Source organism: Saccharopolyspora sp. NPDC000359, assembly GCF_040300525.1.
In the GTDB taxonomy this organism is placed as follows: Bacteria; Actinomycetota; Actinomycetes; order Mycobacteriales; family Pseudonocardiaceae; genus Saccharopolyspora.
Genome location: NZ_JBEPDU010000001.1, coordinates 245,122 through 270,272, shown reverse-complemented (window position 1 = coordinate 270,272; position 25,151 = coordinate 245,122). Strand labels below are relative to the sequence as shown.

The following is a 25,151-nucleotide window of genomic DNA, read 5'->3' as shown; positions in this document are numbered from 1 at the left end:
CACCACCATGTCGCCCACCACCGTGCTGCGCCGCCTGATCCGCTCAGCGCGTCAGCTTGTCCATCGCGCGGTTGATGCGCTTGACCGACACCGGGTACGCCGTGCCGAGCGACTGCGCGAACAGGCTGACCCGCAGCTCCTCGATCATCCAGCCGACCTGCTGCAGGGCCTCGCTGGGCGCACGTCCCTCCGGCACCCCGGCCAGCAGGTCCCGATAGCGCTGGTCGACCTCGTCCACCTGGTACATCCACTCGCGGTCCCGCTGCGGGTGGTACTGGAGCTTGTCCAGCCGCTGCTCGATCGCGCGCAGGTAGCGCACCAGGTCGGGCAGCCGCGCGAACCCGGTCGCGGTCACGAAGCCGGGGTGCAGCAGCGCGTCGAGTTGCTCCCGGATGTCGGCGTAGGACTCGGCGGGCAGCACCTTGACCCGGTCCACGAGCGTGGACTCGACCCGCTGCGCGGCGACCAGCACCTGCTCCACTGTGGACACCGCAGCGGCGGTGACCGCGCCGAGCTGCCCGCGGACCTTCTCCTGCAGCGCGGTGAACGCCGCCTCGTCCCAGACCGGGCCGCCGCAGTCCGCCACCAGCTTGTCGACGGCGCAGCGCACGCAGTCCTCCAGCACGGCGTTGAGGTCGCCGTACTGGCTGCCGCCCAGCACCAGCCGGGTGGTGCTGCTCATGCCGCGCTGGAGGGACTTCACCGGCGAGGGCAGGTTCAGCAGCAGCAGGCGACGGGTGCCGTCCCACAGCGCCCGGCGCTGCTCCTCCTCGGTGTCGAACATCCGCACCGCGACGCTGTCACCGTCGTCGACCAGCGCCGGGTAGGCCTTCACCGCGTGCCCGGAGCGCTGCTGCTCGAAGGTGCGCGGCAGCTCGCCGAAGCTCCAGGAGCGCAGCCCGCGCCGCTCGATGTCGTCGGCGGCCTTGGAGATCTCCGCGCGCAGCTTCGGCTTCAGCTTCCGCTTCAGCGCGTCCAGGTCCTTGGACTCGGCCAGCTTGCGGCCCTTGCCGTCGACCACGCGGAAGGTCATCTTCAGGTGGTCCGGCACCTTGTCCAGGTCCCACTCGGTGCTCGGCACCGCGACCCCGGTCATCTGCTGGAGCCCCTGCTGCAGGCTCTCCAGCAGCGGTGCCGCCACGGGCTCGATGCGGGACAGCACCGCCTTGGCGAAGTCGGGCGCCGGGACGAAGTTGCGGCGCAGGGTCTTCGGCAGCGACTTCAGCAGCGCGGTGACGAGTTCTTCGCGCAGCCCGGGGATCTGCCAGTCGAACCCGCTCGGATCGACCTGGTTGAGCACCGGCAGCGGGATGTGCGCGGTCACGCCGTCGGCATCGGCGCCGGGCTCGAACTGGTAGGACAGCGCCAGCCGGAGGCCGCCCTGCTGCCAGGTGTCCGGGTAGTCCTGGTCGCTCACCGCAGCCGACTGCTCGTTGATCAGCATCGACTTCTCGAAGTTGAGCAGGTCGGGCTGCTCGCGGCGCACCTGCTTCCACCACGAGTCGAAGTGCCGACCGGAGACCACCTCGGCGCCGACGCGCTGGTCGTAGAACTCGAACAGCGTCTCGTCGTCGACCAGGATGTCGCGCCGACGCGCGCGCTCCTCCAGGTCCTCGACCTCTTCGAGCAGTGCCCGGTTCTCGTGGAAGAACGCGTGCCGGGTCTCCCAGTCACCCTCGACCAGCGCGTGCCGGATGAACAGCTCGCGGCTGAGCTCCGGGTCGATGCGCCCGTAGTTGACCTTGCGGCCGACCACCAGCGGAACGCCGTAGAGGGTGACCCGCTCGGCGGCCACCACGGCGGCCCGGTCCTTCTCCCAGTGCGGTTCGCTGTAGCTGCGCTTGACCAGGTGCTGCGCGAGCCGCTCCACCCACTCGGGTTCGACGCGGGCGACGATGCGCGCCCACAGCCGGGAGGTCTCCACCAGCTCGGCAGCCATCACCCAGCGCGGCGGCTTCTTGAACAGCGACGATCCGGGGAACACCGCGAACTTGGCGTTGCGGGCGCCCTGGTACTCGTTGGCGCCCCGCCCCGGCTGCCCGGACTTCTTCTCCACGTCCTTGAGCCCGATGTGCGAGAGCAGTCCGGCCAGCAGCGACTGGTGGATCCGCGCCGGGTCGGCCTCCTGGTCGTTGAGCGTCAGGCCCATCGACCGGACCATCTGCCGCAGCTGGCCGTAGAGGTCCTGCCACTCGCGCACCCGCAGGTAGTTGAGGAAGTCGGTGCGGCACAGCTTGCGGAACTGGTTGGACGACAGCTCCTTCTGCTGCGCCCGCAGGTACCGCCACATGTTGAGGAAGGTGATGAAGTCGGACTCGACGTCCTTGTCCACGAAGCGCGCGTGCTTCTGATCGGCGGCCTGCTGCTTGTCGGTCGGCCGCTCGCGCGGGTCCTGGATGGACAGCGCCGCGACGACCACCAGCACCTCGCGCAGGCATCCGTTGCGGTCGGCCTCCAGCACCATGCGGGCCAGCCGCGGGTCGATCGGCAGCTGCGCGAGCTTGCGGCCGATCGGCGTGAGCCGCTTGGACAGCTCGGTCTTCGCGCTGTCCAGCGCGCCCAGCTCCTGCAGCAGGTTGACCCCGTCGGTGATCTGCCTGCGGTCCGGCGGCTCCAGGAACGGGAAGGACTCGATCTCACCCAGCCCCAACGAGGTCATCTGCAGGATGACCGAGGCCAGGTGGGTGCGCAGGATCTCCGGGTCGGTGAACTCGGGGCGGGACAGGAAGTCCGCCTCGGAGTAGAGCCGGATGCAGATGCCCTCGGAGACCCGGCCGCAACGGCCCTTGCGCTGGTTCGCCGAGGCCTGCGAGATCGGTTCGATGGGCAGCCGCTGCACCTTGGTGCGGAAGCTGTACCGGGAGATGCGCGCGGTGCCCGGGTCGATGACGTACTTGATCCCCGGCACCGTCAGCGACGTCTCGGCCACGTTGGTGGACAGCACGATCCGCCGCCCGGAGTGCGGCTGGAACACGCGGTGCTGCTCGGCGGCCGACAGCCGCGCGTACAGCGGGAGGACCTCCGTGCCCGCGAGCTTCTTCTGCTTCAGCGCGTCCTCGGTGTCCCGGATCTCCCGCTCCCCGCTGAGGAAGACCAGGATGTCGCCGGGGCCCTCCGCGCAGAGCTCGTCCACCGCCTCGCAGATCGCCTGGGTCTGGTCGCGCACCACGTCCTCGGCCTCGTCCGAGTCGTCCAGCAGCGGGCGGTAGCGCACCTCCACCGGGTAGGTGCGGCCGGAGACCTCGACCACCGGCGCATCGTCGAAGTGCCGCGAGAAGCGCTCCGGGTCGATGGTCGCCGAGGTGATGATCACCTTCAGGTCGGGGCGGCGCGGCAGCAGCTGCTTGAGGTAGCCGAGGATGAAGTCGATGTTCAGGCTGCGCTCGTGCGCCTCGTCGATGATCAGCGTGTCGTAGCGCCGCAGCAGCCGGTCGTGCTGGATCTCGGCGAGCAGGATGCCGTCGGTCATCAACTTGACCAGCGTGTCCTCACCCGCGCGCTCGGTGAACCGCACCTGGTAGCCGATGGCGTCGCCGAGCTCGGTGCCGAGCTCCTCGGCGACCCGTTCGGCGACGGTGCGGGCCGCCAGCCGGCGGGGCTGGGTGTGCCCGATCATGCCCTTGATGCCGCGACCGAGCTCCAGGCACATCTTGGGCAACTGGGTGGTCTTGCCGGAGCCCGTCTCACCAGCGACGATGACGACCTGGTGATCGCGGATCGCGGCGAGCAGGTCGTCCCGCCGCTGGCTGACCGGCAGCCGCTCCGGGTAGCGGACCTCGGGTACGTTGGCGCGCCGGTTCTCGACGCGCAGCTCGGCCGCCTCCACGTCGGCGGTGATCTCCGCGGCCACCGACTGCAGGGCCTGCGGATCGCGGATCTTGCGCGCGCCCTCGATGCGACGGCGCAGCCGACGCTGGTCGTGCAGCATCAGCTCGGGCAACCGGTCCCGCAGATCAGCGAGCGGAGATTTCACAGACGTACCCATACTCCGCACAAGCATAGAGAAGGCACCATCGACCCTGCCGCTGAATTTCACCACCCTCACAGCGCACCGGCGATCCCGCCCGTGGTGCGCGGTGGGGCTGGTGGTGCGGACTCGGCGGCGGCGCCGTGGCCGCCGCCGAACCCGCCCGGATCACTTGCCGGTGAACTCGGCCTTGCCCGGGCCGTTCTCGATGAACGAGCGCATGCCGATCTTCTGGTCCTCGGTGGCGAACGTGCCCGCGAACAGGTGCGTCTCCAGCTTCAGGCCGTTGGCCAGGTCCAGGTCCAGCCCGCCGTCGATCGCCGCCTTGGCGGCGGCCAGGGCGCGGGCGGCGCCGCCGGCGAACTGCTCGGCCCAGCGCCGCGCGGCCGCGTACACCTCGTCGGCCGGGACCAGCTCGTCGACCATGCCCAGTGCCAACGCCTCCTGGGCCTCGACGAACCGTCCGGTGTAGATGATGTCCTTGGCCTTGGACGGCCCGATCAGCCGCGCCAGCCGCTGCGTGCCCCCGGCGCCGGGGATCACACCCAGCAGGATCTCCGGCTGGCCGACCTTGATGTCATCCGCCGCGATGCGCCGGTCGCAGCTCAGCGCCAGCTCGAAGCCGCCGCCGAGGGCGTACCCGGTGAGCGCGGCCACGGTCGGCTTCGGGATCGCGGCGACCTGGCTCATCGCGTCGGACAGGCCGCGCTGCTCCTTGCGCGCCATGTCCCCGTAGGACATCTCGGCCATTTCCTTGATGTCCGCGCCAGCGGCGAAGACCTTCTCCCCGCCGTAGACGATCACGGCGCGGATGTCGTCGCGCTCGGCGGCCTCGAGCGCGACCTCCCGCAGCTCGACCTCGATCTGCCGGTTCAACGCGTTCATCTTGGGCCGATCCAACCGGATCGTCCCGATCGCGCCGTCCACCTCAAGCCTGACGAACTCGCCCACGCGGCAACCTCCTCATCGAACCGCCACCTCGCCGGGCAGGCTATCGCGCACCGCACCGGAACTGCTGTGTCCCGGGTCTCAGCACGGCCCCGCGCTCCGGGAAGCGCTCAGCCACGCCGCCGCGCGAAGTACCGGTCGCCGCTGCGCTGCAGCTCCAGGTCCTGGTCGAAGGTCTTGGACAGGTTGTCCTCGGTGAGCACGTCGTCGAGCAGGCCCTGCGCGACGACGTGGCCGTCGCGCAGCAACAGGCCGTGCGTGAAGCCGGGCGGGATCTCCTCGACGTGGTGGGTGACCAACACCGACGCCGGGGCGTCCGGGTCCATGGCCAGCGCGGACAGCCGCGCGACCAGGTCCTCGCGGCCCCCCAGGTCGAGACCGGCCGCGGGCTCGTCGAGCAGCAGCAGCTCAGGATCGGTCATCAGGGCGCGCGCGATCGTGGCGCGCTTGCGCTCCCCCTCGGACAGCGTGGCGAACTCGCGATCGGCCAGGTGCGCGACACCGAGCAGTTCGAGCAGCTCCGCGGCGCGGTCGGTGTCCATGTCGTCGTACTCCTCGCGCCACCGGCCGAGAACCGAGTACCCGGCGCTGACGACGACGTCGCGGACCAGCTCGTCACCGGGGACGCGGGCGGCCAGGGCCGCCGAGCACAGCCCGATGCGGGGGCGCAGCTCGAAGACGTTGGTCTTGCCCAGCCGCTCGCCGAGCACGTCGACGGTGCCTTCGCTCGGGTGCATCTCGGTGCTGGCCATCTTCAGCAGGGTCGTCTTGCCCGCACCGTTGGGCCCGAGCACCACCCAGCGCTCGTCGAGTTCCACCGACCAGTTCACATCGGCCACCAGCGTGGTCTTCCCCCGCCGAACACCGACGCCATCCATCCGGATGACCAGGTCGTCCACGTCTACCTCCCCGCTGTGACTGACCGCAGCGCCTGGGCGTGGCGCCCCCGGTTCGTCTCGATCCAGGACCGCCGCAGGCCGCCGGCGGGTCCGCTCCGCGCCCCATTGTTCCGTCCGCGACCGCAGCGGCTGCGGGCGGGAGCACCCAGCGCCTCGCTCGGCCGGGTGACGCCCGGCCAGGACTCAGCCGACGTGGCCGTCCAGCATCCGGGAACGCTGCGGTGGTGCTGGCGCAGCCCACCTGGCCGTGCCACGATCGCTGACGTGTCCGATTCGTTGCTCACCCGCGATCGCGTGATCGACCTGTTCCGGGTCGTCACCGCCGCCTGTTGCTGAAGCGGCTCCACCGCTTTCCAGGTCCTCGCGCGGCTCGACGAATCCCTCCACTCCACCTCCCCCGCCACGTCCGGCGGCGGTCGTGTCGTGCCGTGCCACCCGCAAGACACGAACTGGAGACACGCCTTGAGCGCTGTTCAGCAGCACCGGCCCGACCAGCACACCGCCCACCTGTCCGAGTACACCCCGACCGAACCCGTGCCCGCACCCGGCGAGGTCGAGCTGCACCCCGGCCTCGACCTGCCCCTGTTGCGCGACCTGATCCGCCCCGACCACCCGCTGTGGACGCCCCGCGAGCTGCGCGACCTGACCAGCCTGGTGTCCTCCGAGCTGACCGGTCCGCTGCTCGACATCGTCCGCATCGACGACGAGAACCGCTGGTGGGCCAAGCTCGCCCTGACCGCAGGCGTGGAACTGTGGTTGCTCTCCTGGGCACCCGGCCAGGGCACCGCACCCCACGACCACGGCGGGGCGTCCGGCTCGTTCTCCGTGCTCTTCGGGGCGCTCCGGGAGGACTACCGCTACCCGGCGGGCCCGATCCGCACCTCGCACCACGACGTCGGATCCAGCATCGGCTTCGGCAGCGGCCGCGCCCACCAGGTCCGCAACGTCAGCTCGGTGAACTCGGCGAGCGTGCACGCCTACTCGCCCCCACTGCTGCCGGTCCACTACTACTCGGACCTGTCCGAGGTCCCGCCGATCCCACCCCAGCGCGCCACCAAGCGACTCGAGGAGCACGGATGACCGCCATCCCAGCCCAACGACGCACCGACGTCGCCCCTGGCCCGTTCGGCATCGACCACCTGCTGGCCGAGTCGCGGGAGAAGCTGACCCGGGTGTCCCCGCAGGAAGCGCTCGCACTGCAGCAGGCCGGTGGCCTGATCATCGACATCAGGCCCCAGTCCGACCGGCTCGCCGAAGGCGAGATCCCCGGCGCGCTGACGGTCGAGCGCATCGTCCTGGAGTGGCGCCTGGACCCGTCCGGTGGCCACCGCCTCGACGGCCTGCACCCGGACCGCCCGGTGGTCCTGGTGTGCAACGAGGGCTACGCGTCCAGCCTCGCCGCGGCCCAGGCGAAGGGCCTCGGCCTGCGCCGGGCGACCGACCTGGCCGGTGGCTTCCGGGCTTGGAAGGCGGCCGGACTCCCGGTCACCACCACCGTCAGCTGACCGACACCACCTGAGAGCCGGGGGAACCTCCCCGCCACCCATGGCCGGGAGGTTCCCCCGCTCTCGCCCCTGGGATGACAGGAAGGGTCCCATCCTCACGCCCCCACCTGGCATGCGTGGCAGGAAGATCTCCGCCCCGGAGGTCCGCGCAGGCTCGGTCGGCACTGCGCCGACCAGGTTCGGGCGCTGGGCGTGCGGCCAACCGTTCTCGCGCAGGTAGCACTGGCCTTCCGACTTTTCAGGAAGGCGCCCCCAGCCACCACCTCGCGGCCGCCCGGTGACAGGAAGGTTCCCTTGCTCACAGCGGCGGCGGGTGTGGTCCTGGGTCAAAGCGGGCATGGGCGGCGAACCCGTCCCGTACGCTTCTGACCTTGTGCAAGCGCAGAATGTGGTGTTCCGCCCGTGGTTCGTGGCCGGGCTCGTCGGGGCCGTCCTCATCGGTGCGGTGGAGGCGATCGCCGGGACCGGGTTGGCTGGGACCGCCGTGGGGTGGGCCGGGGCTCTCGTCGGGGTGGTGCTGCTCCCGATGGCCACGCAGCTCGGGTTGATCCTCGGGTCCGTCGTCTTCGGGCTGCGGGTGCGGCACGTGATCTTCGGGGCCATGCGGGAGGTTGCGTCCTGGACTCCCGGGCGGGTCACGTTCACCTTGCGGGCGCTGCCGATCACGTTGCGCGCCCAGATCGGCCCGTGGCGCTCGCCGGTGATCCTGCGCTGCTGGCTGGCGGGGTTGGTGTCGGCCGTCGTCGGCGTCGCGGTGGTCGTGGGTGGCTGGCTGCTGGTCGATTCGGCGTTCTGGCGTGGTTTCGTCGTCGCCGTCACGCCGCTGATGCTCTACAAGCTGTGGCCGCAGCGGGTTCCGCTGACCACCTCGACCGGGTGGTTGCTCTTCGCGCTGCCGCGCCTGGAAGGCGCGGAGCGTTCCGAGTTCGTGGCCGCGCCGTTGGCCGCCCGCGCTTACGAGGCGTTGCGCGTCGGGGAGATCGACCGGGCGGAGTCCTTCGCCGACGAACTCACCGAGAAGCACCCCGGGTTGAACGCCACGACGTCGTGCCGGATCTCGGTGCTGGAGGCGCGCGGCGAGTACGCGCCGGGTGTTCTGCTGCTGCTCAAGCACCTGTCGGAGCAGAACGACCTCCCGCCGCGCAAGATGTCCTACCTGCTCGCCGGGTTGGCGGGTCTCGGTTTCAAGGCGGTCGAGGCCGGGCAGCTGCCCGCGGAGTCCTTGCTGCCGACCGCGAAGAAGGCGTTGGAGGACGCCATCAAGCTCGGCTACCCGGAGTTCGAGCTCAGCGGCACCAACGGGCTGTTGGCGCTGATCGAAGGCGACCCGGAGTCCGCCGTCCGGCTCGCCCGGACCGGCGCGGACTACAACCACACGCCGCTCTCCCGCGCCGACGACCTCGTCACGTTGGCTCGCGCCCACATGGCCTGCCACGACAACGCGGCCGCGCGCGAAGCGCTGGCCAAGGCCGAGGAGCTGGCCCCGTGGTCGCCGCGCGTCACCGAGACCCGCCAGCGGTTGTCCGTGGCGTGATTCAGCGCGCGGTCAGGACGAGCTTGCCGGTGGTGCGACCGGTTTCGCCGAGCGCGTGCGCCTTGGCCGCGTCGGCCAGCGGGAACGTCCCGGCGATCTCCGCGCGCAGCTGCCCGGACTCGACGAGGTCGGCGATGGCGCGCATCCCCGCCTGGTCGGCTTCGACGAGGAGCAGCTCGGCGCGCACGCCCAGCTCCGCGGCTTCCGCCTCCAGCTGGTCGCGCCCGTACGGGAGGATGGAGACGAGCAGCCCGCCGGGCTTGAGGGTGCGCAGCGACCTGCTGCGGTAGTCACCGGCGATGGTGTCCAACACCACGTCGACGTCGCTGACCGCTTCGGCGAAGTCGACCTCCCGGTAGTCGACCAGCTCGTCGGCACCCAACCCGCGCAGGAACTCGTGCTTGCCAGCGCTCGCCGTGCCGATGACGTGGGCGCCCCTGGCCTTGGCGATCTGCACGGCCAGGTGCCCGACACCGCCCGCGGCGGCGTGGATCAGCACCCGCTGCCCGGCTTGCAGGTTCGCGGTGTCCACCAGGGCCTGCCAGGCGGTCAGGGCGGCGAGCGGGATCGCGCCCGCCTGCACGTGATCCACTCCGGACGGTTTGCGCACGAAGGCGCGGGCCGGGCCGGTGACGTACTCGGCGTGCGAGCCGGCGCCGTGCGGGTAGGGCAGCATGCCGAACACCTCGTCGCCCGGCTTGTGCAGGGTGACCCCGGTGGCGACGGCCTCCACCACGCCGGAGACGTCCCAGCCGAGCACGTAGGGCGGCTTCCCCAGGAACAGCTGCTGCGCCCGGTGCTTCCAGTCCGTCGGGTTGACCCCGGCCGCGTGCACCCGGATCAACACCTGGCTCGGACCGGGTTCGGGGCGCGGCAGCTCGACCTCGCGCAGCACCTCGGGACCGCCGAACTCGTCCTGCCTGATCGCGCGCATCGTTTCGCTCATGCTTCAAGCCTGCCGCACCCGGACCGCCGGTGGAATGGCATGAATGCCAACATTCGATAGGATCGTGCCATGCATCGGGTCGTGGTGCTCGCGCTCGACGGGGTCTACCCGTTCGAGCTCGGCGTTCCGCAACGCGTGTTCGGCAGCGCCGGTGGCCGCTACGAGGTCCTCACCTGCACCGTCGACGGCCGACCGGTGCGCAGCGAAGCCGACTTCACGATCACCGTCGAGCACGGCCCGGAACTGCTGCGCACCGCGGACACGGTGGTGATCCCGCCCTACGACATGTCCCTGCTCACCACCGAGCTGCCGCAGCCGGTGGCCGACGCGCTCGGGATGATCCGACCGGGCACCCGCATCGTGTCGATCTGCACGGGCGCGTTCGCGCTGGCCGCGGCGGGCATGCTCGACGGCCGCCCGGCGACCACGCACTGGTGCCTGACCGACCAGTTCCGCCGCTGGTTCCCCGCGGTCCAGCTGGACCCGGACGTGCTGTTCATCGACGACGGTGACGTGCTGACCTCGGCGGGCGCGGCCTCGGGCGTGGACGTGTGCCTGCACATCGTGCGCAGCGACCACGGCAGCGAAGTCGCCAACCAGGTGGCTCGGCTGTGCGTGGTGCCGCCGTGGCGCGACGGCGGCCAGGCCCAGTACATCGAGCACCCGGTGCCCGACCCCGCGGAGTCCAGCACCGCGGCGACCCGCGCGTGGGCGCTCGCGCACCTGCACCAGCCGCTGGCGCTGGCCGACCTGGCCGAGCACGCGCGGATGAGCGGCCGCACGTTCGCCCGCCGGTTCCGCGACGAGGTGGGCACCAGCCCCGGCCGGTGGCTCACCCAGCAGCGCGTGGCGCGAGCCCGCCACCTGCTGGAGTCCAGCGACCTGCCGATCGACGAGATCGCCACGCAAGTCGGCTTCGCCACGGCGGCCTCGCTGCGCCAGCACCTCAACGCCGCGATCGGCGTCGCTCCCCTGACCTACCGCAGGACCTTCCGCGCGGGGGTGTGACGCCGGGAAACCGGTGCCGGATCAGAGGTCAGCCCCCTTCTCCTGGTTGCAGCGCGCGCAGAGCAGCTGGAGGTTGTCCTCGGTCGAGCTGCCGCCGAGGACGACCGGGATGACGTGGTCGTACTGGATCTCGAAGTCCGTCCCGCACTCCACGCAGCGCCCGCCGTCGCGTTCGAAGACCCGCTTCTTGACCTCCCGTGGGATCGCGGTGCGGCGGCCGGGCGCGCGCCGTTCGGTGTTCAGGCGCAGGTGCGCGCGTTCCAGCCTCGCCTTGTCGCGCCGCTGCTTGTCCCGGATCAGCGCGAGGACGTCCGCGACCGAGTACCCACCGGACTCCCAGTAGAAGCCGTCCTCGAACCACCACCAGGTGCGGTTGCCGGAAGCCGCCACCCGCACCGGCTCCACGCTCTGCGCGGTGCGCATCTCGGCCAGCCGCTGCCGGTCGATCCGCACCGGTGGGCAGCCAGTTCCCACGAAGAACCACCGGCGCAGGAACAGGAATCCGCGGTCGTGGAAGAACGTCGCGTTGCCGTCGTGCCGCAGCTGCTCACCACTGGTGCCCCGCGTGCGGGCGAAGCGGGGTGTCGGCGGCCAGCTCCGCCGCCAGAGCGAGAGCCCGGCGACGACGACGAAACCGATGACGGCGAGCTGAACCAGGTCCAGCACAGCATCGACCAGACCGGCCACTGCGCAACCACCCCAGATCCGACGTGCGGAGAACGACCGGGGGTCGAAGTTATCGAGCTCGCACGGCGGCGGTGTGGCGCACGGTTTCAAGATCACACAGATGGCGCAGCGGATCGCCGGTGCTCCACAAGCGCTTTCGCCAGGCAGGGGTGGAGCTCAGCTCGAACGCGTGAAGCCGTCCAGGAGGTTGTCCACCACGTCCAGCAGGGCCGCGCGGTCCGGTTGGACCCTGGCCAGCACGCGCAGGCCGTAGTAGGTGCTCAGCACCTGGCGGGCCAGGACTTCCGCACTGCGCTCCGGGTCGATCTCGCCGCTGCGCTGGCCTTCCGCGAGGGTGTCGCGCAGGGCGCGCTCCACCACCTCGAAGTTGCTCCGCACCTCGTCGCGGACGTCCGGATCGGCCGCGGCGCGCTCGATGGCCGCGTTGATCGCGAAGCAGCCCGGGCGGCCGGTGCCGGAGAGGTCGGTGTCGATCGCGGTGCTCAGCAGGTTCCGCAGGCGGTCGGCGACGGGCCCCGGGGCGCGCAGCAACTCGACCTGCTCGGCGGTGGCCGTCTCCTGGTACTTGCGCAGGCTGCGCAGGTAGAGCTGGTGCTTGTCGCCGAAGGCGTTGTAGAGGCTGGACGGCCCGAGCTCGGTGCGCTCGCTGAGGTCGCGGGTCGAGGTCGCCTCGTACCCGCGGCGCCAGAAGGTGTCCATCGCCGCGTCGATGACGCGGTCCTCGTCGAACTTCCGCGGCCTGGCCATACCACCACCCTACCCGTTTTGGAGCGACCGGTTGAAAACCTCACATTTTTGAATCGGCCGCTTCAAAACGCTGCTACGGTCGGCCCACACCCGATCACCGCAGGAGGTTCCGTGCCCCTCGCCATCTACGTCCTCGGCCTGGGCATCTTCACCCAGGGCACCTCGGAGTTCATGCTCTCCGGCCTGCTCCCCGACATCGCCTCCGACCTCGGGGTCTCCATCCCGGACGCGGGACTGCTGATCTCCGCGTTCGCCGTCGGCATGGTCGTGGGCGCCCCGCTGCTGGCCATCACCACGATGCGCTGGCCGCGCCGGACCGCGCTGGTGGCGCTGCAGCTGGTCTTCATCGGCGCGCACGTCGTGGGCGCGCTCGCGCCGGGCTACTGGGTGCTGTTCGCCACCCGCATCGTCAGCGCCGTGTCCTACGCCGGGTTCTGGGCCGTCGCGGTGGCGACCGGCGTGGGGCTGGTGGGGCCGGAGTCCCGGAGCCGGGCCGTGGCGATCATCGCCAGCGGGCTGACGCTCGCCACCATCGTCGGCGTGCCCGCGGGCACCGTCCTCAGCCAGTTCACGGGCTGGCGCGCGGTGTTCTGGGCCGTCGCCGCGCTGACGCTGGGCAGCCTGGTCTGCTCGCTGCTCACCATCCGCGAGGACACCGAAGCGCGCGAGGAGGCGCGCAGCACAGCTTCCGAGCTGCGCGCGATGGCCCGCCCGCAGCTGTGGCTGTCCTACGCGGTCACCGCGCTGACGTTCGGCTCGGTCATCGTCACCTTCAGCTACCTGGCACCGCTGCTGACCGACGTGACCGGCCTGTCCGCGCAGTGGGTCCCGGCCCAGCTCGCGCTGTTCGGCATCGGCGGCCTGCTCGGCATGTCGATCGGCGGCCGCACCGCGCAGGCGCACCCCGTCGGCACCCTGCTGCTCGGCCTCGGGGTCCTGGTACTGGCCTCAGCGCTGCTCGCGGTGGTTGCGGACAACGCGCTGATCACCACCGTGCTTGTCTTCGCCCTCGGTGTGAGCGGCTTCGTGACCAACCCGGCCCTGCAGTCCCGGGTGTTCGCCCTCGCCCCCGGTGCGCCGACGCTGGTCGGTGCGGGCAACACCTCGGCCTTCAACATCGGCAACACGCTCGCGCCGATGCTCGGCGGCCTGACCATCAGCGCTGGCCTCGGCTTCGCCTCGGTGGCCTGGGTGGGTGCCGCGATCGGCGCGGCGGCCCTGCTCGCCGCGGCGTGGGCAGGCCACCTGGAGCGCCGCACCACCCCGGCCCCGCTCGCGCGGGTGTGACCCGCTCAGCCAGCCAGGACGACCTTGCCGAGCTCAGCGGGCCCGGACAGCAGCGGGTGGCGGGGCAGCACGCGGACGGTGTACCCGGCCGGTCCGGCGTGCGGCAGCGTCACCGTCGCCTCGTAGCGGCCGTCGCTGGTCGGGTGCATGGACTCGGAGACGAAGTCGTGCAGCACGTCGGAGTCGTCCACCCGCCCGACCACCACCTCGACGTCCACATCGGACGGGTCGAGCCCGGCCAGGTCGACCCGCGCCCGCACCGTCACCTGGCCACCGAGCAGCGGCGTCCCGTCCTCCACCGACATCTCGGTGTCGCTCACCCGCACCCAGGTCCACGCCGCCTGCAGGCGGGCCCGGTAGTCCGCGACCTCCCGCGCCCCGCGGAAGTCGTCCGCGGTCATCGCCCGCATCGACCGGGCCGCCGGGGCGTAGTGGTGGTCGACGTACTCGCGGATCATCCGCGACGCCTGCACCCGCGGACCCAGCGTGGCCAGGGTGTGGCGCACCATCGACATCCACTTGCCCGGCACCCCGTCGGTGTTGCGCTCGTAGAACATCGGCGCCACGTGCTCGGAGATCAGCTCGTACAGCGCGGCCGACTCCAGGTCGTCGCGCCGGTTGGGGTCGCTGACCCCGTCGGCGTTGGGAATCGCCCAGCCGTTGTGGCCGTCGTACATCTCGTCCCACCAGCCGTCGCGAACCGACAGGTTCAGCCCGCCGTTGAGCGCGGCCTTCATCCCCGAAGTGCCGCAGGCCTCCAACGGCCGCACCGGGTTGCTCAGCCACACATCGCAGCCGGACACCAGGTAGCGCGCCAGCGACATGTCGTAGTCCGGCAGGAACACGATGCGGTGGCGCACGTCGGCCTGGTCGGCGAACTTCACGATCCGCTGGATCATCGCCTTGCCGCCCTCGTCGGCCGGGTGCGACTTGCCCGCCACCACGATCTGCACCGGCCGGTCGGGGTCGAGCAGCAGCTCCCGCAGCCGATCGGTGTCGCGCAGCATCAGCGTCGCCCGCTTGTAGGTCGGCACCCGGCGGGCGAAGCCGATGGTCAGCACGTCCGGATCGAAGACCGAGTCGCACCAGCCCAGCTCCAGGTCCGACGCACCGCGCTGCAACCACGCGGTGCGCAACCTCCGGCGCACCTCGTCGACCAGCCGCTGGCGCAGCGAGCAGCGCAGCTCCCACAGCAGCGAGTCGCTGACCGGCTCCATGCCGCGCAGCCCCGCCCCGCTGTCCATCTCGGACTCGCCGAGCAGCTTGCCCAGCTCCCGCGCCGACCAGGTCGGCCCGTGCACGCCGTTGGTCACCGAGGTGATCGGGACCTCCTCCAACCCGAAACCCGGCCACAGGCCGCGGAACATCTTGCGGATGATCTCGCCGTGCAGCTCCGACACCCCGTTGGCCCGCTGCGCGAGTCGCAACCCCATGTGCGCCATGTTGAACATGCCGGGGTTGTCCTCGGCGCCCATCGCCAGCACGCGGTCGGTCGGCACCCCGGGCAGCAGGGCCTGCTCGGAACCGTCACCGAAGTAGTGCCGCACCAGGTCCACCGGGAACCGGTCGATGCCGGCCGGGACCGGGGTGTGGGTGGTGAACACCGTCCCGGCGCGCACCGCCGCCACCGCCTGGTCGAACTGCAGCCCCGGGTCCTCCTGCAGCTCCCGGACCCGCTCCAGGCTGAGGAACCCGGCGTGGCCCTCGTTGGTGTGGAACACCTCGGGCTGCGGGTGCCCGGTCAGCGCGCAGTAGGCGCGGACCGCGCGCATACCACCGATGCCAGCCAGGATCTCCTGGCGGATCCGGTGCTCGGCGTCGCCGCCGTAGAGCCGGTCGGTGGTGCTGCGCAGGTCGTCGTCGTTCTCCGGCAGGTCGCTGTCGAGCAGCAACAGCGGCACCCGGCCGACCTGGGCCTTCCAGATCCGGGCGTGCAGGGTGCGGCCAGCGGGCATCGCCACCCGCACCAGCACCGGCCGCCCGGACTCCTCGGTCAGCACCTCCAGCGGCAGGCCCCGCGGGTCCAGCACCGGGTAGTGCTCCACCTGCCAGCCCTCGGCGGACAGCGCCTGCCGGAAGTACCCCGACCGGTACAGCAGGCCGACGCCGATCAGCGGCACACCCAGGTCGGAGGCGGCCTTCAGATGGTCCCCGGCGAGCACGCCGAGACCGCCGGAGTAGTTCGGCAGCGCCTCGGTGAGGCCGAACTCCATGGAGAAGTACGCGATCGAGTCGGGCAGCGCGGCACCCTCATCCTGCCGCTGCTGGTACCAGCGCGGCACGGTCTGGTACCGGCGGAGGTCGTCGGCGACAGCGCGGGTGCGGGCCAGGAAGTCCTCGTCACCGGCCAGCTGCCGCAACCGGTCGGCGGGCACCTCGGCGAGCAGCCGCAGCGGGTCGCCGCCGACCGCCGACCACACCTGCGGGTCGACCGCCGAGAACAGGTCCTGCGTCGGCGGGTGCCAGGCCCAGCGGAGGTTGGTCGCCAACGTGCCGAGGGCGCTCAACGGCTCGGGCAGGTGGGCGCGCACGGTGAAACGGTGGACGGCTCTCACGGGAGCGGACCATATACCGGACCGGCGCGGAACGTGCGGCCCTACCAGCCGCCGACCGGGGTGCGAAGCTTGTCCTCGTGCGTGCGTTCGGACCAGTGGCGATGATGATCTTGTTCCTCATCAGCTCGTGCGCGGCAGCGCCCCCAGGACCGCCCCGTGTGGCCCATCACACCGTCGACCCGGCGTTCGTGCACGGCAGCGATCGCAGCGACGTCGACCGCCTGGCCGCCACCGTCGTCACCGACGTCCAGGACTACTGGGCGAAGCAGTACCCGGAGGTCTTCGACGCCCCGTGGCACAACCTCGACGGCGGGTTCTTCTCCGTCGACACAAACGGCGAGGGCACCGCCCCGCCCTGCTCGGCGGACGTGAGCGACCTGGTGGGCAACGCGTACTACTGCGCCACTGTCGACGCCATCGCCTGGGACCGCACAGCACTGCTGCCGGTGCTCCAAGAGCACTACGGCGACGCCTCGGTCGTCGTGGTGCTCGCGCACGAGCTCGGCCACGCGGTGCAGCAGCGCGCGGGAATCGGCTCCGACGACGAGCCCGCGCGACTCGAAGCGATGGCTGACTGCTTCGCGGGCGCCTACGTCCGCTCCGTCACCGAACAGGAGTCGGAGCGCCTAAGCATCAACGCGGAACAGCTGGACCGCGCGCTGCGCGCGATCACGCTGTTCCGCGATCCGGTGAGCACCAACAGCACCGAGGCGCACGGGAGCGCCTTTGAGCGCGTGACGGCGTTCCAAGACGGCTACAGCCACGGCCCGCGCCGCTGCACCGACATCACCGAGACGCACTTGGCCGCACTACCGCCCGACGGCCCCAACCTCCCGCTGAACGACGCACTGCGAACGGAGAGCATCACGACGTACTTCGCCGATCTGGCCGGTCCGGGTTGGGCCCCACCAGCCATCCGCTCGGAGCGGAGTTGCCCCGAAGCCATCGGCGCGGCCGGTTACTGCCCCCACCCCCCGGCCATCGTCCTCAACGACCGCGCGATCACCGACGTGCACGCGAAGATCGGCGACCAAGCCGTCACCACCCTGCTCGCCGCAAAGTTCGCGCTCACCGCCAACGCCGAACTGGGCAACCCCACCACCGGAGCGGCGGCGAGCCGCCAGGTCGCCTGCCTCACCGGCGCGTACACCGCAGCCCAACCCGAGCTGACCCAAGGCGACCTGGACGAGGCCGTGACCGTCCTGCTCGACTCCGACAACATCGCCCGCGACGCGCGGGGCGCGAACCCGCTGACCGGGTACGACCGCCTCGCCGCCTTCCGCACCGGCGCGCTCGGCGGCGCCGCCGCCTGCACCTGACCGCCACCGCGAGCATGGGAACCTTCCTGTCATCCACCCCCAGCCGCACGTGAGCAAGGGAACCTTCCTGTCACACCTGGGCCTCGGTGAGCATGGGAACCTTCCTGTCACCAACCCCCGGTTCACGTGAGCAAGGGAACCTTCCTGTCACTGCCCGATCCGACCAGATCGCGCTGGCGGTGATCGACCACCCGATAGGCTGGCTCGCGCACCGGGGCGGGGCTCCCGGGTGCGCGGAGGAAGCTGCAGCAGGGATGGGGCGCGCCAGTGGCACGGGCATCGACGAGAAACCGACGGCGGAAGCAGGTCCTCGGCACCGCGCTGTCCGCGATCACCTGCATCGCGCTGGTCGCCGGGTGCTCGCAGCAGATCAGCGGCGTCCCGACCACGATGGGCAGCTACTCGACGACCGAGGTCGCCGGGTTGCCGGTCACCAACGGCCCCAGCGGGCCCAAGCCGGGCGCGCCGGACGCGCCGCTGCCGGTCGAGGGCACCGACAACGGCGAGATGGACGAGCTGGCCCGCAACGCCGTCGCCGACATCGACGAGTACTGGTCCTCGGTGTTCCCGGAAGCGTTCAAGGGCAAGCGGTTCGTGCCGGTCAAGCGGCTGGTCTCCTACGACGCCAACGGTCCGGGCGCGCAGGTGTGCGGGGAGAGCACCGCAGGCGTGGTCAACGCCTTCTACTGCCCGCCGGACGACCTCATCGCCTGGGACCGCGGCACCCTGCTCCCGGAGCTCGACAACAGCTTCGGGCCGATGGCCGTGGTCGCCGTGCTCGCCCACGAGATGGGGCACGCGGTGCAGCACCGGGCGCGCACGGCGTCCGGCAACGACCAGGTGATCGTGCTGGAGCAGCAGGCCGACTGCTTCACCGGCGCCTACTTCCGGCACGTCGCCGAGGGGTCCTCCAAGTACTTCCAAATCTCCACCGGCCAGGGCCTCAACGAGGTCATGGGCGTGCTGAGCTTCATCCGCGACGCGCCGGGCAGGTCCGACTTCCAGGGCAGCAACGCGCACGGCAGCGCCTTCGACCGGGTCACCGCGTTCCAGTACGGCTTCGACGAGGGCCCGCAGCGCTGCGCCGCGATGGACTTCGACGACGTCTCCAAGCGGACCACGCTGTTCGGCTCGTGGAAGGCCGAGCAGGACACCGACCTGCCGGTGGACGCGAAGGGCTTGGACGCCGTGGAGGAGAGCCTGCAGGAGGTCTTCCGAGACACCGGCGCCGAGCCGCCGCGCATCACCACCGACCCGACTTCGTGCAGCGGCCAGCGGCCCACCAGCCCGGCGTCCTTCTGCGCCACCTCGAACACCGTCTCGCTCGACGTCCCGGCGCTGCAGAAGATCGCGACACCACCGAACAAGGACACCGAATCCGGCTACGGCGACTTCGCGGCCTACGCCCAGGTCGCGTCGCGGTACGCGCTGTCGGTGCAGAAGGCGGCGGGTCTGCCGCTGGACGACCCGGCCGCGGGCCTGCGCACGGCGTGCATGGTCGGCGCGTGGAGCGGTCTGCTGGTTGAGGACCCGATCGGCAAGCGCAACCCGGTGGGCAGCCTGCGAGTGGTTCCCGAGGACATCGACGAGGGCGTGGCCGCGCTGCTCGGCGAGGACAGCCTGATCGCCGCCGACGTCAACGGCAAGCAGGTGCCCGTCGGGTTCGCCCGCGTGGAGGCGTTCCGCATCGGCGTCCAGGAGGGCATGGCGCCCTGCAGCACCAAGTACAGCGCGTCCTGACCTGACGCCCGATCAGCGAGTGCCGTCCCAGGGCGGCACTCGCTGTTCGCCGGGCCGGGCAACCCGGCTGCGGCAGCGACGTCCTACGGGAATGCGACGACAACTCGCCTGGGACGGCTGCTACAACGTCCGCGATCTCGGCGGCCTCCGCACCAGGAACGGGCGAACGCGGTGGGGCGCCGTCATCCGCGGAGACCACCCTTCCGGCCTGACCGCCGCTGGCTGGCAGGCCCTGCGGCAGCACGGCGTGCGCACGATCATCGACCTCACCGGCGCTGGGCCCCCACCGGAGGCCGCTGGGCTGGACCACGTGGCGCTGCCGCTGGACGACCACAGCGACACGGAGTTCTGGTCGCGCTGGACCAACGCACTCTCCTGCACCCCGCTGTACTACCGGGCCTTCCTCGACCGGTTCCCGGGGACGGTCGCCGCCGTGGTGACCGCGATCGCCGAGGCCGAGCCGGGCGGGGTGCTGGTGCACTGCAGCGGCGGCCGGGACCGGAGCGGGCTGATCACCGTGGTCCTGCTGGCCGCGGTGGGCATCGACGCGGCCGACATCGCCGCCGACCACGCGCTCAGCCACGACCGCCGCGCCGAGCAGTGCGCAGCGGTGGGCCTGCCCGACGACACGCCGAAGGTGCACCAGCTCGTGGCCGAGCACGGCACGTCCGAGCAGGAGGTGATCGCGGACGTCGTCGCCTCCCGCGACTTCGCGGCCTACCTGCGTTTTGCCGGGGTCAGCGCAGAACTCCTCGCCGCGCTGCGCGACCGGATGGTCACCTGACCCCGCAAACGCGCACAGCCCGCCACCCGGGTTCCCGGGTGGCGGGCCGTGCGCAGGGGTTCAGAACAGGGCGCTGGCCAGCGCTCGGCGGGCGGCGGTCACGCGCTCGTCGCCCTCCGGAAAGACCTCGAACATCTCGACCAGGTGGCGGCGCACCCGGTCCCGGTCGTCGCCCGAGGTGCGCTTGACCGCGCGGACCAGCCGGTCGAAGCCCGCCTCGACACGACCGATCGCCAGCTCCGCGTCGGCCGCGGCCAGCTGGGCGTCGACGTCGTCGGGAGCGGCGTCGGCCCGCTCGATCGCGGCCGGGTCGGACTGCTCGGCGCGCGCGGTGAACCGGACCTGCGCGAGCGCGGCCTTGGCCTGCTCGTTGTTCGGCTCGCTGTCCAGGATCTTCTGGTAGGCGGCCTCGGCGGCGGCGTAGTCGCCGCGCTCCAGCGCGTCCTCAGCGGCGGTGAACCGCGGGTCCTCGGGCTCCTCGACCGGCTCGCCGGCACCACCCTGCTCCGCCGCCCGGATGCCGGGCAGCTGGTCGCGCAGGGCGTTGAGCAGCTGGTCGATCCACTGCCGGATCTCCGGCTCCGGGAGCGCACCGGTGAAGGCGTCCACCGGCTGCCCGCCGGCGATCGCGATGACCATCGGCACCGACTGCACCTGGAACAGCTGCGCGATCCGCGGGTTGGCGTCGACGTCGACCTTGGCCAGCACCCACGCGCCGCCGCCCTCCTGGGCGAGGCGCTCCAGGACCGGGGAGAGCTGCTTGCAGGGCCCGCACCAGGTCGCCCACAGGTCGACGACCACCGGCACCTGCAGGGACTTCTCGACCACCTCGGCCTGGAAGTTCGCCTCGGTGACGTCGATGACCGACGCGCCCGCCGGTGCGGCACCGGCTTCGCCGTTGGCGGTTGGCTGCGCTGCTGCGCGGGCACTGGCCTCGGCCCGGCTCTTCAGGGCCGACAGGTCGACTGCGCCCGCCATCGCGGCGGACATTGCGGCTGCGTTCTGGCGTGGATCCGGCCTCGTCACGTCCCCATCCTGACACGTTCGGCCCGTGGGGCGGCGGCAGGGCGGGGCATGTTTCGCCATCAGCGATACGGCCGCGCCAAGCCCGACACGCCGCGAACCCCAGAGATCAACTCCAAGTGGTGAACAACTTCCCTCGAAGGAGTGGAAGCAGCGCCGGATCTCTCAAGCTCGGCGAACCCCTGCGCCGAATGTGGTGGCAGAGCCTGCGGGGACTACTGGTCACCCGTGGGCCTTCGAGGCCTCCGTTTGGTGGACCTCCTGCAAGTAGTTCAACGAGAGGTACGAAACAGTGCGTATTGCTACCCGTGTTGCCGGTGTCGCCGGTGCCGCTGCCCTCGGTGTCGTGACCCTGGGCACCGCCGCGTTCGCGGACAGCGCCGACAACAACGGCATCAACGCGGTCGACGACAACAACATCAGCGCCGTCCCGGTGCAGCTGTGCGGCAACAACGTCGGTGCGGCCATCGGCGTTGTCGTGCCGGTCCTGTCGCCGCAGGCCAACAACTGCGTCAACGCGCCGGTCGTCGACCACCCGAAGTTCTGAGGGTCACCAGCCGGAGCTGGCACCGGGGGCGGCGTCGACACCGACACCGCCCCCGGTTCGCGCCGCGCGGCGGAGCTCACCGCTCGCGCAGGTGCTCCTCCACCCGGCGCACCTTCTCGTGCAGCTGCCCGGTGTGCCCCGGCCGAATGTCCGCCTTGAGCACCAGGCTGGTGCGCGGCGCCCCGGCCGACGCGGCCTCCGTGGCGCGCTTCACCACGTCCATGACCTCGTCCCACTCGCCCTCGATCGTGGTGAACATCGAGGTTGTCTCGTGCGGCAACCCGGACTCCCGGACCACCTTCACCGCGGCCGCCACCGCCTCGCTGACACCATCGCTGTCACCGACCCCGCTCGGGGCCACGCTGAACGCCACCAGCACGACTGCTCCTCCTGTTCCCGTCCGGCGCACCACCGGACCGATGTGATCACGCGCTTGACCGCACCACTGTCGCCGATTTCACCGGCCCCAGCACCACAGCCCACAACCGGCCTGGTCACCGCTGCTAGCGTCGAACACCATGAGCACCCGTAGTCCGCTGCCCTTCGACCCCATCGCGCGCGCGGCCGAGATCTGGGCCGACCGGGTAGGCCCGTCGACGACGATGGCCGCGGTGACCAGCGTGATGCGGGTGCAGCAGATCCTGCAGTCCGCGGTCGACAACGCGCTCCGCCCGCACAACCTGACCTTCGCCCGCTACGAGGCGCTGGTGCTGCTGACCTTCTCGCGGCGCGGCAGCCTGCCGATGCGGGTGATGGGCGACCGGCTGCAGCTGCACCCGACCAGCGTGACCAACATCGTCGACCGGCTCGAGCAGGACAGCCTGGTGCGGCGCGTACCGCACCCCACCGACCGGCGCACCACCCTGGTCGAGATCACCGACGACGGCCGGGATCTGATGCAGAAGGCCACCGAGTCGGTCACCGAGATCGACTTCGGCCTGCGCGGCATCACCGAGCGCCAGACCCAGCAGCTGACCGAGCTGCTCGGCAAGGTCCGCCACGCCGCGGGCGACTTCTGACCTAGTTCAGCTCGCGCAGGGCGTAGCGGACCCGGCCCCAGAACGTCGGCTCGTCCGAGTCGGACTCGGTCAGCAGGCCGCGGCGGTTCGCCCAACGCTCGAACCACACCGACGCCAGCGGCGGCGCCGACGAGACCAGCGCGAGCACCAGCACCCAGAACTTCCAGCGCAGCGGGCTGAACACGACCAGGCAGGTGACCACGTAGGCGGTGAAGACCGCCCCGTGCACCCAGCCCATCACGGTGACGCCGAGCGGCATGCCCAAGCCGTACTTGAACGCCATCGCCACCAGCAGCCCGATCCACGAGAACGCCTCGGCGATCGCCACCAACCGGAACCACCCGGCATTAGTCCGCGGCACGTCGACCCCACTTCCGTCCAGAACGGCCCTCCTAGCGAGTGTGCCGGGTGACGGGTATCACCCTGATGCCGGTGTCCGTCACGTCCGGGTCTGCTCGTCGACCCAGGACAGGTAGTCGGGGTTTCCGCCGATGATCGGCGTCGCGATGATCTCCGGCACCTCGTAGCCGTGCTCGGCCCTGAGGTGCTCGACGAGCGCGGGCACCCGGGCGGCGGCGGTCTTGATCTGCAACTGCCACTCGGGGTCGTCCTGCGCCGCGCCCTCCCACACGTAGAAGCTGCGGATCGGCACGACCTGCACGCAGGCGCCCAGCGCGGCCTCGACGACGCCCCGCGCCAGCGCAGCGGCGGACTCCTCGGAGTCGGTGGTGGTCACGACCAGCACATGATCAGCCATTCCCCCAGCGTAGTGCGGCGCGGGGTGACAGGAAGGTTCCCATCCTCGCACTGGAGCATGGGAACCTTCCTGTCATCCGGCGGTCAGCGGCGGGCGCCGCGCAGCAGGTTCGCCTCGGTGCTCAGGTAGTGGTCGCGGTAGTCAAAGCGTGGGGTGTCAGAGAACAGCAGCCAGTAGTACTTCATCTGCTCCGACCACCAGTAGCCCGGACAGGTGTCCTCCCGGGACGGTGGTGTCGCGGTGACGTCGGAGAGGCTGGCGAAGCCGTGGCGGGTCTTCGAGGTCCGGAGCATGGCCTCGAAGTGGATCTTCGCGCGGTCGCGGAAGACCTCGTCGCCGGTGGCCAGCCACAGCGCCAGCGCGGCGTCGGCGAACTCGGGGCGCAGCGCGTTGCTCGGGTCGGTGGCCGACATCGTGGCGTAGTCGAGGGAGTGCGGGATGACCCCGAACTCCTCCTGCGCGGTGGTGAACGCGTCGTGGTAGGCGCGTCCCTCCGCCACACGGCCGGATTCGGCCAGCAGCCCGGCGTAGAAGGCGGCCAGCACGCTCTGCTCCCGGCTGAGGACTTCCCCGGTGAAGGCGTCGACCTGCGGGAACCACAGCAGCCCGGCGCGGCGTTCGGCCTGGTGGGTCAGGATCGCGTCGGTCAGCGTGTCGTACCACTGGCGGAGCTCCGCATCCCCGAAGAGCGCGTAGCCGTCCCACAGGTACTCGTAGAAGGAGTCACCGGGTGGGCCGACGGTGGCCTGGCGGTTGCGCCACTCCCCCGTCTCGGCGTGGATGTCGTGCGGCAGCAGGCCGAGTTCGGTCCGCTTGTCGTGGACCACGCGCATGGCGCGCTTGGCGAGGTCGTAGTAGCGGCGGTCGCCGGTCCACTCCGAGAGCACGCCGAACTCGGCGACGTAGGTGCCGACCTCGACGATGTTGGTCTCGGGGCGGCTGACCTCGCCGGTCGCCAGGTTCACGTAGCGGTAGGGCAGCCCGGTCGGTGACGCGGTGAACGCGGGCAGCAGCCGGTCGGCGACGTCGACGGCCAGTTCCAGCAGCCGGGGCCTGCCGGTGCAGTGGTAGGCCGCCGCCAATCCGCCGACCATGCGGATGTTGGTCTCGAAGACCTGGAACGGCGCGTCGATGTCGAAGCTGAGGTTGTCCTCGATCCACTGCACCGCCTGCGCCACTTCGGCATCCGCCCCCATCAACCACAGGGTGTCGACGGCTTCCACCGCGCTGAGCCCGATCGAGTGCCCCGGGACGAAGAAGTCCTCGCGGCCGCCGGAGATCGGTTTGATGTGGTCGGCGCCCAGCGCGCGGTCGGCGTAGTGCTGCCACGCCCACAGGAACTCGCGCCGCACGGATTCGGCGGTGGGCTTCCAGTCGCGGCTCGCCGAGGCCGCTGCCGGGACCGCCGCCAGCAGCCCTCCCGCGACGGCTGCCCCACCCACCAACCGCAGAACACCTCTCCGGGACACGCCTCCGAGCATCGCCGCCTCCTCGCGCTGGACAACCTTGTCAAGCCGCGCGGTTCACCGTCGCGGGCCGCCCCGGCGAGGTCAATGCGGCCCGCCGATCCTGTCCGGTTTCGACACAGCGCGGTGCCGATCAGCGGCGCGCGGTGCCGCCGTCCGCCCCCTTGACCCGCGCCCGGTCGGCGGGGCCCGGGTGCGAGGAAGGGAACCTTCCTGTCACCGAACCCGGTGCTGACCTGAGGAAGGGAACCTTCCTCCCACTCCCGTCCGGTCGACGGTGGAGCATGGGAACCTTCCTGTCACCCCTCCCCCGGCGGGGCTGGGCCGATCGGCCGCCGGTGCGGAGCCGGGTGGCGGGGGTGGGGCCGGCGGCATTGACACGGGTCGCCGCGGTGGGGTGCAATGCCGCTCGA

General features: G+C 71.2%; 22 protein-coding genes. 10 read left to right on the top strand and 12 right to left on the bottom strand.

Going from position 1 to position 25,151, the window contains the following annotated elements:
* Positions 1 to 43: 43 nt before the first annotated feature.
* The 3 genes from hrpA to ABT324_RS01390 all read right to left on the bottom strand — a co-directional run bounded on the left by hrpA (position 44) and on the right by ABT324_RS01390 (position 5,793).
* The gene (gene hrpA / locus ABT324_RS01400) at positions 44 to 3,985 is read right to left on the bottom strand and encodes an ATP-dependent RNA helicase HrpA (RefSeq protein WP_351169716.1); all 3,942 of its coding nucleotides are present in this window, start codon (positions 3,983 to 3,985) and stop codon (positions 44 to 46) included.
* A 150-nt stretch (positions 3,986 to 4,135) separates the two neighbouring features.
* The gene (locus ABT324_RS01395; RefSeq protein WP_351169713.1) at positions 4,136 to 4,918 is read right to left on the bottom strand and encodes an enoyl-CoA hydratase/isomerase family protein; all 783 of its coding nucleotides are present in this window, start codon (positions 4,916 to 4,918) and stop codon (positions 4,136 to 4,138) included.
* Between the two features lie 107 nt (positions 4,919 to 5,025).
* Positions 5,026 to 5,793: an ABC transporter ATP-binding protein gene (locus ABT324_RS01390; protein WP_351170044.1), complete on the bottom strand. Its 768-nt coding sequence runs from the start codon at positions 5,791 to 5,793 to the stop codon at positions 5,026 to 5,028.
* A 528-nt stretch (positions 5,794 to 6,321) separates the two neighbouring features.
* Here ABT324_RS01390 and ABT324_RS01385 point away from each other — a divergent pair.
* The 3 genes from ABT324_RS01385 to ABT324_RS01375 all read left to right on the top strand — a co-directional run bounded on the left by ABT324_RS01385 (position 6,322) and on the right by ABT324_RS01375 (position 8,853).
* Positions 6,322 to 6,894, top strand: coding sequence for a cysteine dioxygenase (locus ABT324_RS01385; protein WP_502949669.1), 573 nt, complete (start codon positions 6,322 to 6,324; stop codon positions 6,892 to 6,894).
* Entirely contained in the window at positions 6,891 to 7,319 is a 429-nt protein-coding gene (locus ABT324_RS01380; protein ID WP_351169710.1) for a rhodanese-like domain-containing protein, read from the top strand. Before ABT324_RS01385 ends, ABT324_RS01380 begins: the two co-directional genes overlap by 4 nt.
* A gap of 373 nt (positions 7,320 to 7,692) precedes the next feature.
* Positions 7,693 to 8,853, top strand: coding sequence for a hypothetical protein (locus ABT324_RS01375; protein ID WP_351169707.1), 1,161 nt, complete (start codon positions 7,693 to 7,695; stop codon positions 8,851 to 8,853).
* A 1-nt stretch (position 8,854) separates the two neighbouring features.
* Here ABT324_RS01375 and ABT324_RS01370 read toward each other — a convergent pair whose 3' ends face one another.
* A complete protein-coding gene (locus tag ABT324_RS01370; RefSeq protein WP_351169704.1) occupies positions 8,855 to 9,799 on the bottom strand; it encodes an NADP-dependent oxidoreductase in 945 nt (314 codons plus the stop codon).
* A 69-nt stretch (positions 9,800 to 9,868) separates the two neighbouring features.
* Here ABT324_RS01370 and ABT324_RS01365 point away from each other — a divergent pair, with 69 nt between their 5' ends.
* Positions 9,869 to 10,807: a GlxA family transcriptional regulator gene (locus ABT324_RS01365; protein ID WP_351169701.1), complete on the top strand. Its 939-nt coding sequence runs from the start codon at positions 9,869 to 9,871 to the stop codon at positions 10,805 to 10,807.
* Between the two features lie 21 nt (positions 10,808 to 10,828).
* Here the strand turns inward: ABT324_RS01365 and ABT324_RS01360 are convergent, their stop codons facing one another.
* The gene (locus tag ABT324_RS01360; protein ID WP_351169698.1) at positions 10,829 to 11,494 is read right to left on the bottom strand and encodes an HNH endonuclease; all 666 of its coding nucleotides are present in this window, start codon (positions 11,492 to 11,494) and stop codon (positions 10,829 to 10,831) included.
* 156 nt (positions 11,495 to 11,650) lie between these two features.
* Positions 11,651 to 12,241, bottom strand: a complete 591-nt coding sequence (locus ABT324_RS01355; RefSeq protein ID WP_351169695.1) for a TetR/AcrR family transcriptional regulator — start codon at positions 12,239 to 12,241, stop codon at positions 11,651 to 11,653.
* 111 nt (positions 12,242 to 12,352) lie between these two features.
* Here ABT324_RS01355 and ABT324_RS01350 point away from each other — a divergent pair, with 111 nt between their 5' ends.
* Positions 12,353 to 13,528: a Cmx/CmrA family chloramphenicol efflux MFS transporter gene (locus ABT324_RS01350; protein WP_351169692.1), complete on the top strand. Its 1,176-nt coding sequence runs from the start codon at positions 12,353 to 12,355 to the stop codon at positions 13,526 to 13,528.
* Positions 13,529 to 13,533: 5 nt separating this feature from the next.
* Here ABT324_RS01350 and glgP read toward each other — a convergent pair whose 3' ends face one another.
* On the bottom strand, positions 13,534 to 16,083 hold the full coding sequence (glgP, locus tag ABT324_RS01345) for an alpha-glucan family phosphorylase (protein ID WP_351169689.1): 2,550 nt from the start codon (positions 16,081 to 16,083) through the stop codon (positions 13,534 to 13,536).
* Positions 16,084 to 16,241: 158 nt separating this feature from the next.
* On the opposite strand from glgP, the gene ABT324_RS01340 reads away from it, so the two are divergent.
* The 3 genes from ABT324_RS01340 to ABT324_RS01330 all read left to right on the top strand — a co-directional run bounded on the left by ABT324_RS01340 (position 16,242) and on the right by ABT324_RS01330 (position 19,926).
* Complete coding sequence (locus ABT324_RS01340) at positions 16,242 to 17,402, top strand: neutral zinc metallopeptidase (protein ID WP_351169686.1); 1,161 nt, start codon at positions 16,242 to 16,244, stop codon at positions 17,400 to 17,402.
* Positions 17,403 to 17,669: 267 nt separating this feature from the next.
* Positions 17,670 to 19,142 (top strand): neutral zinc metallopeptidase, encoded by a 1,473-nt coding sequence (locus ABT324_RS01335; RefSeq protein WP_351169683.1) that lies wholly within the window; start codon positions 17,670 to 17,672, stop codon positions 19,140 to 19,142.
* Between the two features lie 91 nt (positions 19,143 to 19,233).
* Positions 19,234 to 19,926: a tyrosine-protein phosphatase gene (locus ABT324_RS01330; protein WP_351169681.1), complete on the top strand. Its 693-nt coding sequence runs from the start codon at positions 19,234 to 19,236 to the stop codon at positions 19,924 to 19,926.
* A 60-nt stretch (positions 19,927 to 19,986) separates the two neighbouring features.
* On the opposite strand, the gene ABT324_RS01325 is transcribed toward ABT324_RS01330, so the two are convergent.
* Positions 19,987 to 20,904 (bottom strand): tetratricopeptide repeat protein, encoded by a 918-nt coding sequence (locus tag ABT324_RS01325; protein WP_351169679.1) that lies wholly within the window; start codon positions 20,902 to 20,904, stop codon positions 19,987 to 19,989.
* A 391-nt stretch (positions 20,905 to 21,295) separates the two neighbouring features.
* Here ABT324_RS01325 and ABT324_RS01320 point away from each other — a divergent pair, with 391 nt between their 5' ends.
* Entirely contained in the window at positions 21,296 to 21,496 is a 201-nt protein-coding gene (locus ABT324_RS01320; protein WP_351169676.1) for a hypothetical protein, read from the top strand.
* Between the two features lie 76 nt (positions 21,497 to 21,572).
* On the opposite strand, the gene ABT324_RS01315 is transcribed toward ABT324_RS01320, so the two are convergent.
* Positions 21,573 to 21,875, bottom strand: a complete 303-nt coding sequence (locus ABT324_RS01315; RefSeq protein WP_351169674.1) for an MTH1187 family thiamine-binding protein — start codon at positions 21,873 to 21,875, stop codon at positions 21,573 to 21,575.
* Positions 21,876 to 22,014: 139 nt separating this feature from the next.
* Here ABT324_RS01315 and ABT324_RS01310 point away from each other — a divergent pair, with 139 nt between their 5' ends.
* A complete protein-coding gene (locus ABT324_RS01310) occupies positions 22,015 to 22,515 on the top strand; it encodes a MarR family winged helix-turn-helix transcriptional regulator (protein ID WP_351169671.1) in 501 nt (166 codons plus the stop codon).
* Between the two features lies 1 nt (position 22,516).
* Here the strand turns inward: ABT324_RS01310 and ABT324_RS01305 are convergent, their stop codons facing one another.
* The 3 genes from ABT324_RS01305 to ABT324_RS01295 form a co-directional block, all read right to left on the bottom strand.
* Positions 22,517 to 22,876 (bottom strand): DUF3817 domain-containing protein, encoded by a 360-nt coding sequence (locus tag ABT324_RS01305; protein ID WP_351169668.1) that lies wholly within the window; start codon positions 22,874 to 22,876, stop codon positions 22,517 to 22,519.
* Positions 22,877 to 22,954: 78 nt separating this feature from the next.
* Positions 22,955 to 23,272, bottom strand: a complete 318-nt coding sequence (cutA, locus tag ABT324_RS01300) for a divalent-cation tolerance protein CutA (protein WP_351169665.1) — start codon at positions 23,270 to 23,272, stop codon at positions 22,955 to 22,957.
* A gap of 83 nt (positions 23,273 to 23,355) precedes the next feature.
* Positions 23,356 to 24,753: a glycoside hydrolase family 47 protein gene (locus tag ABT324_RS01295; protein ID WP_351169662.1), complete on the bottom strand. Its 1,398-nt coding sequence runs from the start codon at positions 24,751 to 24,753 to the stop codon at positions 23,356 to 23,358.
* Positions 24,754 to 25,151: the final 398 nt, after the last annotated feature.